This window comes from Legionella stuttgartensis (genome assembly GCF_977063405.2).
Genome location: NZ_CDRUHA020000060.1, coordinates 465,900 through 481,677, shown reverse-complemented (window position 1 = coordinate 481,677; position 15,778 = coordinate 465,900). Strand labels below are relative to the sequence as shown.

Below are 15,778 nucleotides of genomic sequence, written 5' to 3'. Positions count from 1 at the left end.
AATAGAACGATTTTAAAGCAAGGCATTGAAAGAAGAAAGCGTTCTGCTAAAAAAATATCATTTATACAAGAACATACTGCTCCTCGGTAATCGAGGAGCGTCCTTGAATATTGGTCAGGAGGAGATGTTTTTGGAATGCGTCGCTCGTTTTGTCATAAAAAACCGAATCAGTAAGAATCCAATAATAACGCCTGCAAAATTTATCCAATAAAATGGCCATGAAAAAATTCCCAGTCCTACAATATTGGGCCCCGGGCAAATTCCACTAATTCCCCAACCGACACCAAAAGCTGTTGCACCAAGAATAAGTTGCCAATCAATTTTTTCTTTAGTAGGTAATTCATACCATGCATTTAATAAAGGTTTAACAAGCCATTTACGTAATTGGAATAAAAGAAAAGTAACCAATAAAGCGGTAACAAAAGTAAGATATAAATTTATTTTGAATGATGCTGCGCCAATTTTTAAACCGGAAATAATAATGTCTGGACTGTACATTCCCGTTAAAATTAACCCTAAGCCAAATATCAATCCAGCAATTAATGAGATTAAAGATTTCATATTTTAACTCCTTAGTGCACGAGCCAAGAGGTAATTATTGCGACAGGAAAGAAGATAGCTACTGCGATTATGGAGCGTTTGCGTAACAGGGAAAGCCCACATAACCCATGCCCGCTAGTACAACCATTACCCAGATAGGTTCCGCCTCCAACTAATACCCCTCCAAAGAATATGAACCAATAATTCGTTTTAAAAATAGCGAGGGGATCGGGAACTGTTTGCAACAAATTAAAAAGTAATCCACTTAAAAATAATCCCATAATAAATAAAAGATTATCGAGATTAGGGGTATACGTTGCAAAATTCCAGGAATTGAATAGTATACCACTGCAACCTAAAATTCTCCCTCGAACCAGCAACATTATTCCGGCCGCAACTCCAAGAAGAATACCTCCGAGAATAACATTTATTTCAATTATCATTATGGCCACTCCTTTATAACTATTCTTTTTGATGATACATAAAAAATAATTTTATTGCTTTAAATACAATGATCTACGATCTCATTTTATTTTTGCAAAAAATTTTTCCTTAAATTGAATTCCTTTTATTCTAATGTTAAATTTTGCCTCTCAATTATTAGAGATAAATATAATGACACGGACGCTTTTTACTTCAACACTCATATTTTGTTGTTCCATTGCCTCTGCACAAGATCAAGTGATTGAACATTTTTTTAAAGATGTGAATCCATCAGTAATGTCTTCCAAGACGAAAAATAATATACAGGCGAGTCATTTCCGCCTTGTTGAAATGGATCTCAGCCAACTCTACGCGGAACTTGAGAACGCTCCCCATCGAGATGAATTAAAATCAGGAGCTGGATTACAAATTGCCCTTCCTCTACCCGATGGGACCACTAAGCTGTATCAGGTTGTTGAAAACAGTACATTACATCCAGAGCTCAGTGCAAAATTCCCCACTATTAAAACCTATGATGCGTCCGGAGTTACTGATCCAGGTGAATTCGTTAAACTCGATCTTACTCCCCAGGGCTTCCATGCGATGATTCTCAGGCCCGGACAGAGTCCAATTTTTATTGATCCCTTAAGAAAAGGAAACACTCAATATTATATTGTTTATAATAAAAAGGATTTTATAACCTCCAAGCGCTTAAAATGCGACGTCCACAGTCCAAATGAATTTGCAACATCACCGGTTAGTTCAAAGCATTTTGCAAATTTTAATCCCTGCCAACTCAAAAAATACCGCCTAGCTATGGCAGCAACAGCAGAATACACAAATTTTCAAGGCGGAACAGTAAATGATGCTTTAGGGGCAGAAGCAACCACAATAAACAGAGTGAACGGTGTTTATGAAATCGATATGGCAATTACAATGCAAATTATTGCCAATAATGATCTCATTATCTATACGGATCCTGATACTGAACCCTACACCCATGGTGTTCCCGGAAAGATGATTGATGAGAATCAAAAGAATGTGAATCAAGTTATTGGTGCACCTAATTATGATATTGGCCATGTGGTCGATTCAGCAGGAAGTGGCCTAGCAGCACTATCCAGTGTTTGTAAGGACCAACTTAAAGCCAGTGGAGTTACGGGCCGAACCAGTCCTGTAGGAGATCCCTTCGATATTGACTATGTAGCTCATGAAATAGGTCATCAATTTGGAGCAAATCACGTACAAAATAACAGCTGTCAAAGAAATGGGCCTACGGCTGTAGAGCCAGGAAGTGGCAGCACAATCATGGGTTATGCTGGAATTTGTACTCCTAATGTGCAAAAAAATTCAGATGCCTATTTTAATGGTATTAACCTTCAGGAAATGGGCACTTTTGTCTCCAGTCCTTCTCATACCTGTCCTGTTACAACAGATATTCCTAGTGCTCCTGTGATTTCTCGGGTTAATGGAGGAGTCATAATTCCTGCCAAAACCCCTTTTGCTTTGACTGCATCAGCAACTAAAAGTGGTCCCAAAGTATTAACTTATACCTGGGAACAAATGAACAACGAAGTCTCTGCCCAACCTCCGGTCAGTACAGCAACAGGAGGCCCCAGTTTTAGAAGTTTCTCCCCACAACCGACAGGTACACGCTTCTTCCCTAATCTCACTGCACTTAGCAATGGAGGTCCTTTTACCTGGGAAGTTTTACCTTCAGTTTCTCGTGTTATGAAATTCAGAGTTTCTGTACGTGGAAATACCACAGGAGGTTCTTGCAATGCATATACAGATACAACGATAACTACAACGACTAACGCAGGTCCTTTTATAGTGACCTCCCCCAGTAGTAAAGGCATCCGTTGGAGGGGCTTGTCATTACAAACAATTACTTGGGATGTTGCAAATACCAATTCTTCTCCGGTTAATGCCAAGAATGTAACCATTCTTTTATCTACTAATGGCGGAAAATCATTTCCCTATACTCTTTTGTCAAACATACCAAATAATGGACAAGAACAAATCTGTGCACCTAATTTAAATACAACTACAGCCCGTATTATGGTGCAAGCAAGCAATGGGACTTTCTTTAATATTTCCAAAAATAATTTCTCAATTACTGCAGTTCCGACTGAAGCACCAGTATTAACGACAGCCGAACGTAATCCAATGAACACCAATGAAGCATTTGTCTTATATTCTAATTGTATTTCCATATCCAATGATGTCTATACAGTGAATGGTTTACCTGGTGCAACCGTGAAGTTGGATCTCAAGAACCATCGTTTCGTCATTGGAAACATCCGGACGCCGAAAAGAGTCCCTAATGTCACGATTACTGCGACGAATGAAAATCACATAAGTCAAACCTCAAACCCAATTACTATTCCCAGTATTTTATAGAAAAGGCTTTATATGAATAAACAATCCATATCAACAATCATCGCGTGTATCTTGTCATGTAATGCATATACAAGCGTTTATTCCGGTCTTAATTTAGGTATTAATGCAGTTACTGTACACAAAAACTTGAGCTATCCTCTTGAAGAGGTGACACCCACTTCTTCAAGTTTTAACAATGCATATACTAATTTTCATGGACAACTTATAGCCGGATATGAATTGCCCTTGAGTACACGATTCTCTACAGCTTTAGAGGTCGATGCAGACCTGTTCACAGGGAAGTCACGATATAAAATCAATGATTGGTTCTTTAGTGAAGATGTTGATGCTGAAGAAAAATTAGAATATGGATTCTCCTTCTTTTTCCTACCTAGCTACCAATATAATGAGTCAGCTCGTTTTTTTGTAGGGCCAGGAATTTCAGGCAGCCGTTTTGCGGTGAACATGAACAATACTGCAGGGAATGTGGGAGTTAGTACGAATTTTAAAAAATGGTTACTCGGTGGCGGTTTAAAGGCAGGAACAATCACCAAACTAAATAATACTCTGGACCTACTCTTAACCTATCAATTCACCCAGTACAGTAGTATCGAACGAACTCAAATCGAACCATTATCTGATGAAACATTGCAAGGTCGCTATAGGCCATATGTAAATACTGTATTACTCGGTCTTAGAGTCCATATGCCAGTCCAAACCGTTCAAACAGTCCTTACTAAATGATAGGTCTTAATAGTGCCGGTTGGATAAACCCAACCGGTACTTGTTAGAAAAAAGTTTTGAGTACGAATTAATTACTCAACAAATTCCAAGCATCTTTCCAAGCCAAACCAACGCCAGGTTCATAATAAAGTGGGGCTTGCGTACACCATCCTGAATAAGGCCAAGGTTTACACTGATAACGTTTATGATCAGTACGCCCCATGACTATAGTACCTGCTTTATAATTATTGATGCCGTCCGGATAGACGTAATCAACTTGACTGTTCGGCTCAATAAAATCAATTACCACATGATAATTTTGGGTCACACTATCACTTAGATAAATTTTATTTGCTTGATCGGGCTCTAAAACGACTTGTCCTGTCTGTGGATCTAACCTGCCAATATGTACTAGATTTGAATTAGCATTGACTATTTGTCCCAAAGCCAAAGGCCATTGAGTTGCCTTATTATTACTGTCAGTGACCGTCAAGCTATTATTTTCGACTTCAACTTCATTCTTGAACACACGCAAGACCACTTTGGTGTTTGCCGCAATATCCGCAGAAGCATAAAAATCTTGTAATTCAAACCAGGAGGTTGGCTGAGATACATTATCTATAAACACATCACTACACGAATAAAATGCTTCCGGACTATCGGATCGCTGCCATATTACATACACTATTTTTTTACCAGTCATATTAGTAGGTAATGGGCAGTCCATTTTGTAACGCCCGTTAGCAAGAGTTACATTAGTGATAGTACAAAATGGGCTGGCTTCTAAATCAGACCACTTTAACGGCTCATTAAAGTTATAACTGTCTTTAGTGATATAAAATTTAAAATACTTTGTTTGATGAGGTGCCGTCGCGATATAAGTAAAGGTAAAATGACCATTAGAGTCAGGTTTAATCGTAGTAGTAGTCCAATCAGCACGAGGAAGGTTAAATCCTTTAAAAAAATCTCTCCCACCTGCGCATAATTGCCCGTCAGCAATGAGATCTTGATGTCGATCATTGGCTGCTGCCTGATTGATTTCATTCCAATTATACAGCGGTTGCGCCCCCCCTACTTCAACAGCAGCGCGACACGCAGCGGATTTTGGATTTTCAGGATTTTCTTTGTAACATTGGTAAGACCTTGAAATAGGTATTTCCATTGATCCATGAGCATATGCTCCACAACTTGCACTAAATAATAGAATACCACTTATTCTAATAAGCCCTTTCATTATCATCCCTTATTTTTGAGTGAACAATTTTATTAGGTACAACAATTCAACTTATAATTAAAAAGCTATTGTCGTCAAGGACTTAGCATTCCGTGATTAAATTTAGTATCTTGAAAAAATTGAAAAAAAGACTCGAGCTAAATTGAGCCTGTTTTTCAATTAATCAATGAGTTATTTTTAAGGTTTATTAACCGAAAAAGAAGTTTGTTCCTGTTCTTCTTTAGGTTCGGTGAGTTTTCCAGTTTTTGAATTTAATCGAAAAATATAACGATGTTGGGGACCTTTAGAGTTATTGTGTTGCGGTGGAATTACATTTCCTGTTTTAGAGTCCCAAAGAAACATATTTTTATCTACAGAAATCTGCTTATCTTCTGTATTTTTTGTCTGAACATCTTTTTGATTCGCCTCTATATCCACATCCAATTCAAACATATATTGTTGCATCTGCTTATGAGGCTGTGGGCCTTTTGATCCGCTGCGTCGAGGATATTGAGTTACCTTTCCTGTTTTAGAGTTCAAAAGAAACATATTTTGATCTGCAAAAACTTGCTTTTCTTCTTTATTTTTTATCTCAAAATCTTCTTGATTAATATTTATATCAAGCTCTAAATTAAACATATTTTGTTGCATCTGCGTATATTGGTCAGGTTCATAGAAATAGAAATTTTTTCTCTTTTTTAAGGAAGGTTGACTTTCATCTTCTGGTTTTTTTATAGAATCTATTTTTCGCTTTATTAAATGTTCCGCTGGATCCATTTCTTGTGACTTTTTACCATAAAAAGCATCTTCTAATTCACTAAGGTCTTCGCTATTTAATTCTAATTTAAGAAAAGAATCGTCAGTTTTTTGTGGCTTTTTGCCATAGAATGCGTCTTTCAGTTGGTTAAGGTCTTCGTCATTTAATTCCAATTTAAGAAAATGATGGTACGGATTAGGCATGATAACTCCTATTTAAGAATATGCAACTGCACATAGTACCGACAAGGCTCATTTTTTGTCAATGAGATTGAAAATTGACACGACGGGGGTGCGATGATCCACATTGCAAACATCACACCAACAGATTAGACACATATACATTAGCTTTTAAGGGGCATCGTCTCAAAAACTTTGACTTCTTTCAGGACGATCAAAGACAATCCTCAACATACTGAACCTCTTCATGATTGCCGCTATAGATTAAGGTGATTACTTTGCCATCCGACTCAAATCGAATACCACGATTCTCAGGCTTTTCAAAAAGAGTGAGATAATGACCTTTGGGATCATAATGATGTGGTTCTATGATTAACTTACCTTTATATAGAGCTTGTACATGAGGCTCAGTATCGCCAATCTTTGCGCCTTTTGATGTCAGATAATCTGGGGAATTAATGTTAATCCGCACAATTTTATTACCTGAAACCATGAAGGATACGTTCTTCACTCCTTTCAAAGTGACATAAAAACATCCTTCATTTTCAGCTTGATCAAGATTGGGTTTTGTAGACTCAAATGTTTTCCCAGTACTACGCTCAACCTGCTTTAGTGTCATATTCATTTTAATTGGACCCAAACCATCTGGTGAAAGAGTCCATTGGGTACTATCAGTTGCAAACACCGGATATGAGGCCATCAATAAAAGAAATAGCGCGGTTCGTCTCATAGATTGCCCTCCAATAAGTCCTAAAACTTTTCTCAATAAATCAAACTTAAAATTGACACTAAAAAATAAAATTGACACATTGAAGTCCAATTTGATATGTTAATCCAATAATAGATAAAATTTAATCAAACTGCTACCAATATGAATCATCGCGATACGAACAAAAGCAATAGCTACGCTGCAGTGTTCACTGCAAAGGTATCGCCATGTCATGACACATTACCGACAACAACCTCTTCAGTAGACATTATTATTATTTTGCCCTCTTTACCCTAGAGCGGTTAGCTGTTTCTTATCCCCGAACCTCTCTAGGGAGGAACATCGGGTGTTTAGAATAACAGCTTTGTTAATACTGGAGGGTATCGTGACTCGAACCAACTTTTTTAATTTGAAAAACAATTGTTTGCCATTTGTCATGTGGTTTTTCCCACTATCATTTTTTGCGCTTCAATTTATTTTGCGTCTTTGGCCGGGATTGATGATGCAAGAAATAATGACCCAATTCTCAATAGATGCAGCCGGTTTTGGTCTTTTAGCTGCATTTTATTATTATGGATATGCAGGAATGCAAATTCCTATGGCCTTATTGCTCGAAAAATTTAGTGCCAAAAGAGTAGTTTTTACCTTTTCTCTTCTTTGCGGCTTAGGCGCCTTACTCTTTACCTCAACCCATAATTTCTATCTAGCCTTATTAAGTAGATTTTTAATTGGGGCCAGTTCTGCGGTTGGCTTTTTAGGAGTATCCAAAGTTATTTCTGAATGGTTCAGTAGTACCCAATACTCCCAAATGGTTGGATTTTCTTTTAGTGTGGGGTTATTAGGAGCAGTCTATGGAGGCAAACCCGTAACGCAACTGATCACAACCTACGGTAGTCAACATGTAGGACAGGCACTTGCACTCTGCTCAATCAGCATAGGACTTTTGGTTTATTTAGTTGTACGGACTCCAAAAAATATAAAAAACACAAAAGCGAATGAAATAAATCTATCTTCTTTATCTGTTTTATTCACCTCAAGAATATTATGGACTCTTGCCCTAGCCAATTTACTCATGGTTGGCGCATTGGAAGGTTTTGCAGATGTTTGGGGGGTATCTTATTTAACTATCGCCTATGGTTTTGCTAAATCTGATGCCGCCCTCCTCGTCTCATTTATCTTTATAGGCATGTTATTTGGTGGGCCATTACTGGCATTTTTGAGCAAAAAACTAGGAAATTTTGCGGTTATAGGAGGATGCGGAATCGGGTTGAGCTTAATTTTTTTCATGCTTCTCGCAGATTGTATGAGTAATTGGTGGATACTTAGTCTTCTATTCTTCGCGGTTGGGCTCATGTGCTGTTATCAAGTAATTGTATTTGCAGCAGGCTCTACCCTGGTTTCCCCCAAACATTTAGGAATAACTATAGCCTTTTTAAACTGTATCAATATGTTTGGTGGATCGTTTTTTCATACAGCAATAGGCAAAATAATGGATCATTACTGGGAGGGAGGTTTCACAGAACATGGTCTAAGACAATACAGTATTCAATCTTATCATCATGCATTAGTGCTTATCCCTTTGTGTGCTCTTTTGGGAACAGCATTGGTATATTTAATTCACAAGCATGCCAAAAATCAAGTATGTGTAGTGTCTGTTGAACAGGCCATAACTTCTTAAATGGGTATCAATTAATTGACTTGAGCTGCATTATAAATTCTTCTTCTATTTTATAATGCAGGCAGTTATTTTGTACTTTTTCAATATAACCTAATTCCTCCAGTCTATTTAAAGCTGGGAGGATATCTGGAGACAATTCATATCGGAATCGAGGTACAGCAGAGTTCAATATCGCGTCCTTATCAACTACAAAGAACTCTTTTATATTTTTACAATTAGGATTGGTAACGTCATTTTTAATGACACTCATAAAATGAGGATAATCATTAAAAAGTCCATCTAAATCCAATATTTTTTTCTTTTTTATATGTTCCGTTTTATTCCTATTATTCACGAATTTTTGTACTTGCCATCCACCTAAAGCAGTAGTAAAACACCCGCTTAAAAAGCCAAATAAAAATGAAGTATCCATGTTTTTTTAAATTAAGATGTTGATGATGCGAAGCATATCATTGAACGATTAAAAGTTGGTTAATTATATATCAAAATATTAATAAAAGTAACGATACTTTATATAAGATCCTGGATATTCGAGCTCAAACACCCGCTTGCTTTTTCAATTAGGCATTAATAAACTACGCCAAATTTGTTCTGTTTGACACTCATCTGCATTTTATATGGCCACCATGTCAGAACTACTACTTCACATAACTCACCAAAAGAGGATAATATGCTTCAAAAATTCTTCATTGCTTCTATTTTAGTTCTAGCTGGCATGTTGACTGCCTGTGGTCCCATCTATAATACCGAATACAGTTTTGTTCCGCCAAAATCAGATATTTCAAAAATGTGTACTGCCCAATGCATTCAAAGTAAAAATGATTGCGAACAAAGTTGTCGTGTAGACAATGAAAACTGTCGCATGAGAGCCCAACAAAATGCGATGTTTGAATACAAACAATATAAAGAAGATCAAAAAAGAATGGGCCTACCGATTAGTAAATCTGTAACTGATTTTGATCGAAGCAGCAGTTGTAACAACTCGTGTCACTGTGAATCGACCTATAGAGCATGTTATTCAGAGTGTGGCGGCGAAGTCAGAGAGCATAAAGTATGTGTCGCTTTTTGTGACAAACAACAATAAAAATTTTTACCTCTCCAACCTAATCAAAGCAAAACCAGCAATTGATGGAGCTCAAATTGCTGGTTTTAAATTCTTTACTTTTAGCACGAACAAATAGCCAAATTATTTTACAATTTAAGAAACTTTTGCCACACTTTATTTGACCCATTGTAACAAGTAGAAATAATAATGAAGAAAATAATCCTCTATTTTTTAGCCTTCATTGGCTCTTTGGCTATATTATTTTTTATCGCCCAATGGTTTAGCACAGCCGGAACGACAATGTATGGGGGAGCTCCTGCGCCCATGCCAGCGGTAGTTGGAAAACCGGATTACGCTGTTGGGACTGTAGCAATGAGTACTACAAACCCGGCTTCTGGAACTCAATCCTCAGAAAATGTGATGCGAGGAATGATTATTCGTAATGCGAATATTTCCTTGCAAGTGAATAACATTAACTCTGCGATGGAAAAAATCACTCAATTAGCGGAAAACTCAGGTGGTTATGTAGTCAGTTCCAATGTAACTCAAGATAATGATGCCACTAATAATACTAATGCGAATATCAGCATAAGAGTACCCGCTCAAGGCTTAAATAAAGCATTAAGTGCATTGAAGTCACTCGCAACCCAAGTTATGCAAGAATCAGTAACTGGCGAAGACATTACCCAACAATTTGTCGATTTACAAAGCCAACTGAGCAACTTACAAAAAGCCAAAGAACAATTATCAAAAATTATGAATAGTGCGACGAACACATCCGATGTTCTGAGTGTATTTAAGCAATTAAGCGATACCCAAGGACAAATTGATGTGATCCAAGGGCAAATTAAATATTTCAAAGAGTCTGTTGCTTATTCATTAATCAATATTAATTTAAGCATGAACCCAATCATTCAAACAGAACAACAAAAACAATGGAAAATCACCGAAACATTCATTGACTCCTATCATGCATTGATTGATCAATTACGCAATTTTACCTATGGTTTGATCGCCTTTTTTGTGTATGTTTTACCATTGCTCTTATTATGGATTTGTATCTTTTTGATTGTTTTTTGGATAGGGAAGAAAATCTGGAATAATTTCAAAAAGAATAATCTCGCGAAATAGGAACACTGTATTTAAGAAATAAGTCTGTATTAATTGGGCTATTATTTTAAATACATGATAAAACTGAAGGGAGTGTTTTGTGTTACGTCATTTTAAATCAAAACAGTTCCTTGCTTTCATAGTCGCAGGAGCAATTGCAGTTATTGTTAATTTCTACAGCAGAATTTTCTATAACTATGAGTTCAGTTTTTCAACATCTATTATCTTAGCATATATTACCGGAATGATTGTATCTTTTACTCTTGGTAGATTATTTGTATTTAAGAACAGTCAGCAAACTTTTTTACGTTCGATTATGTTTTTTATCCTCGTCAATCTAATCGGCATGCTACAAGTTTGGCTCGTTAGTTTGTTCCTTGCCTATCATATCCTGCCTGATTTAGGCATTGAATCATTTACTCTGGAAACAGCACACGGAATTGGCCTGATTTTCCCCACTTTTACAACCTATCTGGGACATAAGTATTTGACTTTTCGAGAACATATTTAATCTATTCAGCGAGTTTTTGCAAAATTGTTTAAAAATTCAGTCAGTCTTTTAACATCTTTTAAACTAATGGCATTGTAAATACTGGCCCTGGCACCCCCAACGCTGCGATGCCCCTCCAAATACAAGAGTCCTGCTTTTTTTGCTGCTAAGAAAAACTCTTCCTCCAAATGAGGGTTTGGAAGTTGAAAAGGAACATTCATCCGTGAACGATATTGAGCTGCTACTGAATTATGATAGAAATTACTTTCATCAATACATGTATAAAGCAATTTGGCTTTGGCCAAACTTCGTTTTTCCATCTCTGCAACCCCACCTTCTTGCTCAACCCAATCACATATAAGTGATGCTACATACCAGGCAAAGGTGGTAGGCGTTGCTAAAAGTGAATGATTTTTATCCTGCATCGCGTAATTAAATACCGCGGGTGTTTCAGGTAAAGCCCGCTCCAGTAAATCACGACGGACAATTACCAAACTCATGCCTGCAATACCAAAATTCTTCTGAGCACATGCATAAATACACCCTAAACGATTAAAATCTACCGGCCTTGAAAAAATATTGGAACTCATATCACTGACTAATACCAGATCACTCACTTGCGGCACATCTGGGAATTCAATCCCACCAATTGTTTCGTTATCAGTGAAATGTAAAAACGCAGCATCTTGTCGTAGATCCCATGTTTCCTCAGGAGGAATAATCTTAAATTGCTGCTCCTTACTACTTGCTGCCAAATGTACTTGAGTGTATTTTTGTGCTTCTTTTATAGCCATACCTGACCAATAACCTGTTTCGACATAATTGACACATCGAAAACCTCGCGTTAAATTCATCGCGATCATTGCGAATTGAATTTGTGCACCACCAGGTAAAAAAAGAACAGCAAAATCATTAGGAACATGAAGCAAACGTCGTACTGACGCTTCCAGCCTCTCTCCTAATTCAGAAAATTGGGGAGTACGATGACCAATCGTTAGGATTGAAACACCTGTATTGTTCCAATTGAATAAATCTCTATTAATAATATCCAATACCTGTACGGGTAGTGTTGCAGGTCCTGCATTGAAATTAATTGGTGTGTACATATTATGTGTCCTTTATCATAAACAGCGCATCAACTACAGTTTTTATTTGAATCTTTTAATTATAGAAAATAATCAATTTATTTCTTGGTTTTCCTACATTCCTAAAGATTTAAATCGATTTTAGAGAGACTGCAATAAATAGGGATTACTGGAGGGACAGTTTCTATTAGATTTAATAATCAGATAATCTTGATTATTTAACGAAGTAAGCAGATTAGTATAAGGTTGCTGATTACTGGTGCATACGTTGACATTACTCACTCCCCCCAACAAGACCCGGCCACTCCAACTTGAAGCCATAATGCAATTAAAAGCGGCTGAAGTTCCAACGTAAAAACATGTGGCAACCTGAGAATTGGATGAATCAACGGATATAGTGACATTAGACAGATCAACAGAATTAGGAGGCGCATTGCCTCCTGTACCCAGAGCAATCGTTCCTGATAGCGTTACTGCGTGTTCACTATTAATTAACGTGACATTATTATTTGAATCATAAGTGAGCACAATATCAGAGTTAGGAACTGTAACCGTGTAGGTAGTTCCAGATGGAACAGAAGGAGGGTTCGGGTTTGGATTTGCATTAGGAACTCCTGAACCTATAGCGGGTAAGCTCGTAGTCGTGTAAGTAGAGTTAAACAATTGACCACTGAGCGCCGGATCATTTTGACTAATATAACTGGCGGATACCAGAGACAAGGTTTCATTATTAGAATTGGTCCAGGTAACAATATGATCCACTTTTTTATATTTAGAATTATTGGTAATTGTCCAGGTGCGGTAAAAAGTTGAATCGAATTCGGTGGTGACATCGGAGCCCGTTGTAATGCCATTATACCCTGCAATAGTGGAGTAATTACGTAATTGCTCCATTTTTTGGTTAAACAATTGCGTTGATAGATAATCTTGATTGGTATTGGCCTTAGCTTTAATGAGATGCACCTCGGTCTTGCTGCCAGCTACCATTCCAAAAATCAATAACGAGGTCACAACCATGGCTTCAACCAATCCCAAGCCTTTCTGTTTGCCAGAGGTTGAGTTGAATTGATGAGTGCTCATCGCTCGCTCCTCAACTATCAAATCCTTAAAAATCTCGCCAAGATCCTGGAACTTTGACAAAAGATCCAACTTTGTTCAATTGATTCAGGACCGTTGCGCTATAAGTAATATTCGGTGAACCAGTAGATGTTATAGAACCCTCTACTACAGCTCCTCCGATTATATCCAATGTTCCCCCCCCACTATTATTCCAATCTCCCATGATATAAACCATACCGTAAATCGTAGTAGTACCATTAGCTTGCAGAGGACCATTAACCACTAAGACAACCGGATTGGTAGGAGAACCTATCGTAGCATTACCCGTGAAAGTAGCAGAACTTGCTCCTGTTTGGTTAATCCAAATAGATTGACTCACAACTCCATGTAAGAGTCCACTGTAATTTGTAGTACTACTATTAGTATAGGTAATATCTGCAGATTGTTGTGCTAAAGTTTTTGTAGTCCCAAAAAAATTACTAAAAAATTGATCTGCGCTCAAGCTGCTTAAACTTGAATCATTGTGCACCACATCAGTTTGCAGACCACCACTATTAGAGCCAGAACTTGCATTTGAGGTTGTACTTGCCGAGCCGCTCAAAATCGTATCCCCTCCACTCCAAATAGTTGTTCCTGTTGTCGTATTGCTAATAGTCAGCGAACCACTTAAATTCACATTATCTTTTACAAGGAGCGGCACGGGTGTAGGCGTTGGTACAAAGGGATAAATCTGCATGATTTGTACGATAGTAGTTGAAGCACTGTTATTATCAGCAGTTCCCCTCGAAGATACTGTAATGCGGTTGAAATTAGTATATACCGGGTTGCTATAAGTGACGGTATAATTGGTATTATTACTAAAAGGAACATTGGTTATCTGAGCGTTGGTGTAGGTATTTATAAAACCATCATTGTTCGAATCAACAAGAATGGCTGTTTTATTAGCTTCAAGATAAGCTAATCCATATTCTAAACCGGCTTCAGCAGCCATAAATGATTGGGATGTGCGATAAAAGTTATTTTCGATTTTTTGATCAAAATCGACTGTTTTACTGGTTAATAGTGCCGTTATTGCAATTCCCAGCAGAATCATCACTGATGTAGCAAGCAGGACATAGCCCCGTTGATGTTTCATGACAATAGACCCTCCTAATTCAGGGCTGAAATTTATCGTTACGTACTCGTATTTCCTGGACAAAAGTTCGGCTCGCCGAAGTGTCAGAAATCAAATTCCCCGTTAAACTAACAGTAACATTTCGTATCGTAAGTGTGCTTACTCCGTTACTTAATGTGAGGACCGTAGGGGTCAGAGTGAACGCTAAATTAGTCACCTGGATCTGACTGGGATCTGTTAAATTGATCCAACTGCCGTTAGTACAATCAAAGAATGAGTCCGTTGATGCCCTTGCTTGTAAGACATTATTCGAGAGCCTAAACCCAAAGCGTTTATCATAGCCAGTTGAATTTAATGAAGGCATAGCTCCATTTGAGTCGGTATCATAGGTGAATAAGATACAACTGCTTATAGGAACCGTAATATCATTAGCAGAGGCAATAAAGGGATTAGTAATAGTTCCGGTTCCTATATCATTAGCGGCGTTTGCAGAATATCCCGCTCGTCGGATTTCGATAACCATCATATTCATTGCAGAACGTAATTGTTGATCAAGTCTATTCACTGCTATGACATTGTAAAAAGAACGCATTAAAGAAATATAAATCGCGATACTGCCTCCCAATAAGAATAAGCCTATGCTAATTCCTATGAGTATTTCGAGCAGGGTATAACCCTTGTGCTGCTTATTCGATATTAAGGACATGTTTGGTATCCTGAAACAGTATTGGAACACACAGTAACCAACCCCATACTGTTGGCATTAATCGTGGCCGATTTATCTGATAAACTAACGGTGATAGAACCAGCAGAAGTAATTGTTCCATGAAATCCGTCAAAAACAATGTAAGGGGCAGAACCTGTGCCTGAAAATCCAGTTATAGAAAGAGCAACCGGATTACCTGAATAATCACTACTTCGTACTATGGTTTGGATGCCATTAACCAAACAACTATTTACTACAGTGCAATCACATGGAGCTGTATCACTAAGCCCATAACACCATGTTGTTGGTCTAAAACTAAGATAAAAAGTATTCTTTGTAGTAAGAGCCTCTGATTGCGCGATTTTTATAAAATTATACAACTCTTCCGTTCCTGTCCTCACACGTTTTTGATTCATAAAATTGGTGTATGCAGGAAAAGCTATCCCCGTGATGATCACGAGTATTATGACGGTAATCAATAACTCGAGAAAACTAAAGCCCATCATTTTATTGGTGCCAATCCTTTGAACGGTCATAAAGAAACTCCATTTACTAACCAATCAAT

17 protein-coding genes are annotated in these 15,778 nt (G+C 37.5%); 6 read left to right on the top strand and 11 right to left on the bottom strand.

The window, feature by feature from the left end; translation table 11 throughout:
* Positions 1-114: 114 nt before the first annotated feature.
* Positions 115-561, bottom strand: coding sequence for a DUF6691 family protein (locus ACWTEW_RS21460; RefSeq protein ID WP_454780546.1), 447 nt, complete (start codon positions 559-561; stop codon positions 115-117).
* Between the two features lie 11 nt (positions 562-572).
* Positions 573-983, bottom strand: a complete 411-nt coding sequence (locus tag ACWTEW_RS21455; protein ID WP_454780545.1) for a YeeE/YedE family protein — start codon at positions 981-983, stop codon at positions 573-575.
* A gap of 172 nt (positions 984-1,155) precedes the next feature.
* Between ACWTEW_RS21455 and ACWTEW_RS21450 the strand changes: the two genes are divergently transcribed.
* Both ACWTEW_RS21450 and ACWTEW_RS21445 read left to right on the top strand, forming a co-directional pair.
* Entirely contained in the window at positions 1,156-3,366 is a 2,211-nt protein-coding gene (locus ACWTEW_RS21450; protein WP_454780544.1) for a reprolysin-like metallopeptidase, read from the top strand.
* A gap of 12 nt (positions 3,367-3,378) precedes the next feature.
* Positions 3,379-4,089 carry an outer membrane beta-barrel protein gene (locus ACWTEW_RS21445; protein ID WP_454780543.1) on the top strand — a complete coding sequence of 237 codons (711 nt, stop codon included), beginning with the start codon at positions 3,379-3,381 and terminating at the stop codon, positions 4,087-4,089.
* A 67-nt stretch (positions 4,090-4,156) separates the two neighbouring features.
* Here the strand turns inward: ACWTEW_RS21445 and ACWTEW_RS21440 are convergent, their stop codons facing one another.
* The 3 genes from ACWTEW_RS21440 to ACWTEW_RS21430 form a co-directional block, all read right to left on the bottom strand.
* The gene (locus ACWTEW_RS21440) at positions 4,157-5,302 is read right to left on the bottom strand and encodes a lytic polysaccharide monooxygenase (protein WP_454780542.1); all 1,146 of its coding nucleotides are present in this window, start codon (positions 5,300-5,302) and stop codon (positions 4,157-4,159) included.
* A 177-nt stretch (positions 5,303-5,479) separates the two neighbouring features.
* The gene (locus ACWTEW_RS21435) at positions 5,480-6,241 is read right to left on the bottom strand and encodes a hypothetical protein (RefSeq protein ID WP_454780541.1); all 762 of its coding nucleotides are present in this window, start codon (positions 6,239-6,241) and stop codon (positions 5,480-5,482) included.
* Between the two features lie 190 nt (positions 6,242-6,431).
* Positions 6,432-6,947 carry a hypothetical protein gene (locus ACWTEW_RS21430; RefSeq protein WP_454780540.1) on the bottom strand — a complete coding sequence of 172 codons (516 nt, stop codon included), beginning with the start codon at positions 6,945-6,947 and terminating at the stop codon, positions 6,432-6,434.
* Between the two features lie 364 nt (positions 6,948-7,311).
* Here ACWTEW_RS21430 and ACWTEW_RS21425 point away from each other — a divergent pair, with 364 nt between their 5' ends.
* Positions 7,312-8,604, top strand: coding sequence for an MFS transporter (locus ACWTEW_RS21425; protein WP_454780539.1), 1,293 nt, complete (start codon positions 7,312-7,314; stop codon positions 8,602-8,604).
* Between the two features lie 7 nt (positions 8,605-8,611).
* Here the strand turns inward: ACWTEW_RS21425 and ACWTEW_RS21420 are convergent, their stop codons facing one another.
* A complete protein-coding gene (locus ACWTEW_RS21420; protein ID WP_454780538.1) occupies positions 8,612-9,016 on the bottom strand; it encodes a hypothetical protein in 405 nt (134 codons plus the stop codon).
* Between the two features lie 258 nt (positions 9,017-9,274).
* Between ACWTEW_RS21420 and ACWTEW_RS21415 the strand changes: the two genes are divergently transcribed.
* The 3 genes from ACWTEW_RS21415 (at position 9,275) to ACWTEW_RS21405 (ending at position 11,270) form a co-directional block, all read left to right on the top strand.
* Positions 9,275-9,688, top strand: coding sequence for a hypothetical protein (locus ACWTEW_RS21415; RefSeq protein WP_454780537.1), 414 nt, complete (start codon positions 9,275-9,277; stop codon positions 9,686-9,688).
* A 168-nt stretch (positions 9,689-9,856) separates the two neighbouring features.
* Positions 9,857-10,780 carry a DUF4349 domain-containing protein gene (locus ACWTEW_RS21410; protein ID WP_454780536.1) on the top strand — a complete coding sequence of 308 codons (924 nt, stop codon included), beginning with the start codon at positions 9,857-9,859 and terminating at the stop codon, positions 10,778-10,780.
* Between the two features lie 79 nt (positions 10,781-10,859).
* Positions 10,860-11,270, top strand: coding sequence for a GtrA family protein (locus ACWTEW_RS21405; protein ID WP_454780535.1), 411 nt, complete (start codon positions 10,860-10,862; stop codon positions 11,268-11,270).
* 5 nt (positions 11,271-11,275) lie between these two features.
* Here ACWTEW_RS21405 and serC read toward each other — a convergent pair whose 3' ends face one another.
* The 5 genes from serC to ACWTEW_RS21380 form a co-directional block, all read right to left on the bottom strand.
* Positions 11,276-12,355: a 3-phosphoserine/phosphohydroxythreonine transaminase gene (gene serC / locus ACWTEW_RS21400; protein ID WP_454780534.1), complete on the bottom strand. Its 1,080-nt coding sequence runs from the start codon at positions 12,353-12,355 to the stop codon at positions 11,276-11,278.
* A gap of 120 nt (positions 12,356-12,475) precedes the next feature.
* The gene (locus tag ACWTEW_RS21395) at positions 12,476-13,414 is read right to left on the bottom strand and encodes a type IV pilus modification PilV family protein (RefSeq protein WP_454780533.1); all 939 of its coding nucleotides are present in this window, start codon (positions 13,412-13,414) and stop codon (positions 12,476-12,478) included.
* Between the two features lie 25 nt (positions 13,415-13,439).
* Complete coding sequence (locus tag ACWTEW_RS21390) at positions 13,440-14,528, bottom strand: pilus assembly PilX family protein (protein WP_454780532.1); 1,089 nt, start codon at positions 14,526-14,528, stop codon at positions 13,440-13,442.
* 19 nt (positions 14,529-14,547) lie between these two features.
* Positions 14,548-15,213 carry a prepilin-type N-terminal cleavage/methylation domain-containing protein gene (locus ACWTEW_RS21385; protein ID WP_454780531.1) on the bottom strand — a complete coding sequence of 222 codons (666 nt, stop codon included), beginning with the start codon at positions 15,211-15,213 and terminating at the stop codon, positions 14,548-14,550.
* Positions 15,204-15,749 (bottom strand): GspH/FimT family pseudopilin, encoded by a 546-nt coding sequence (locus ACWTEW_RS21380; protein WP_454780530.1) that lies wholly within the window; start codon positions 15,747-15,749, stop codon positions 15,204-15,206. Before ACWTEW_RS21380 ends, ACWTEW_RS21385 begins: the two co-directional genes overlap by 10 nt.
* Between the last annotated feature and the right edge of the window lie 29 nt (positions 15,750-15,778).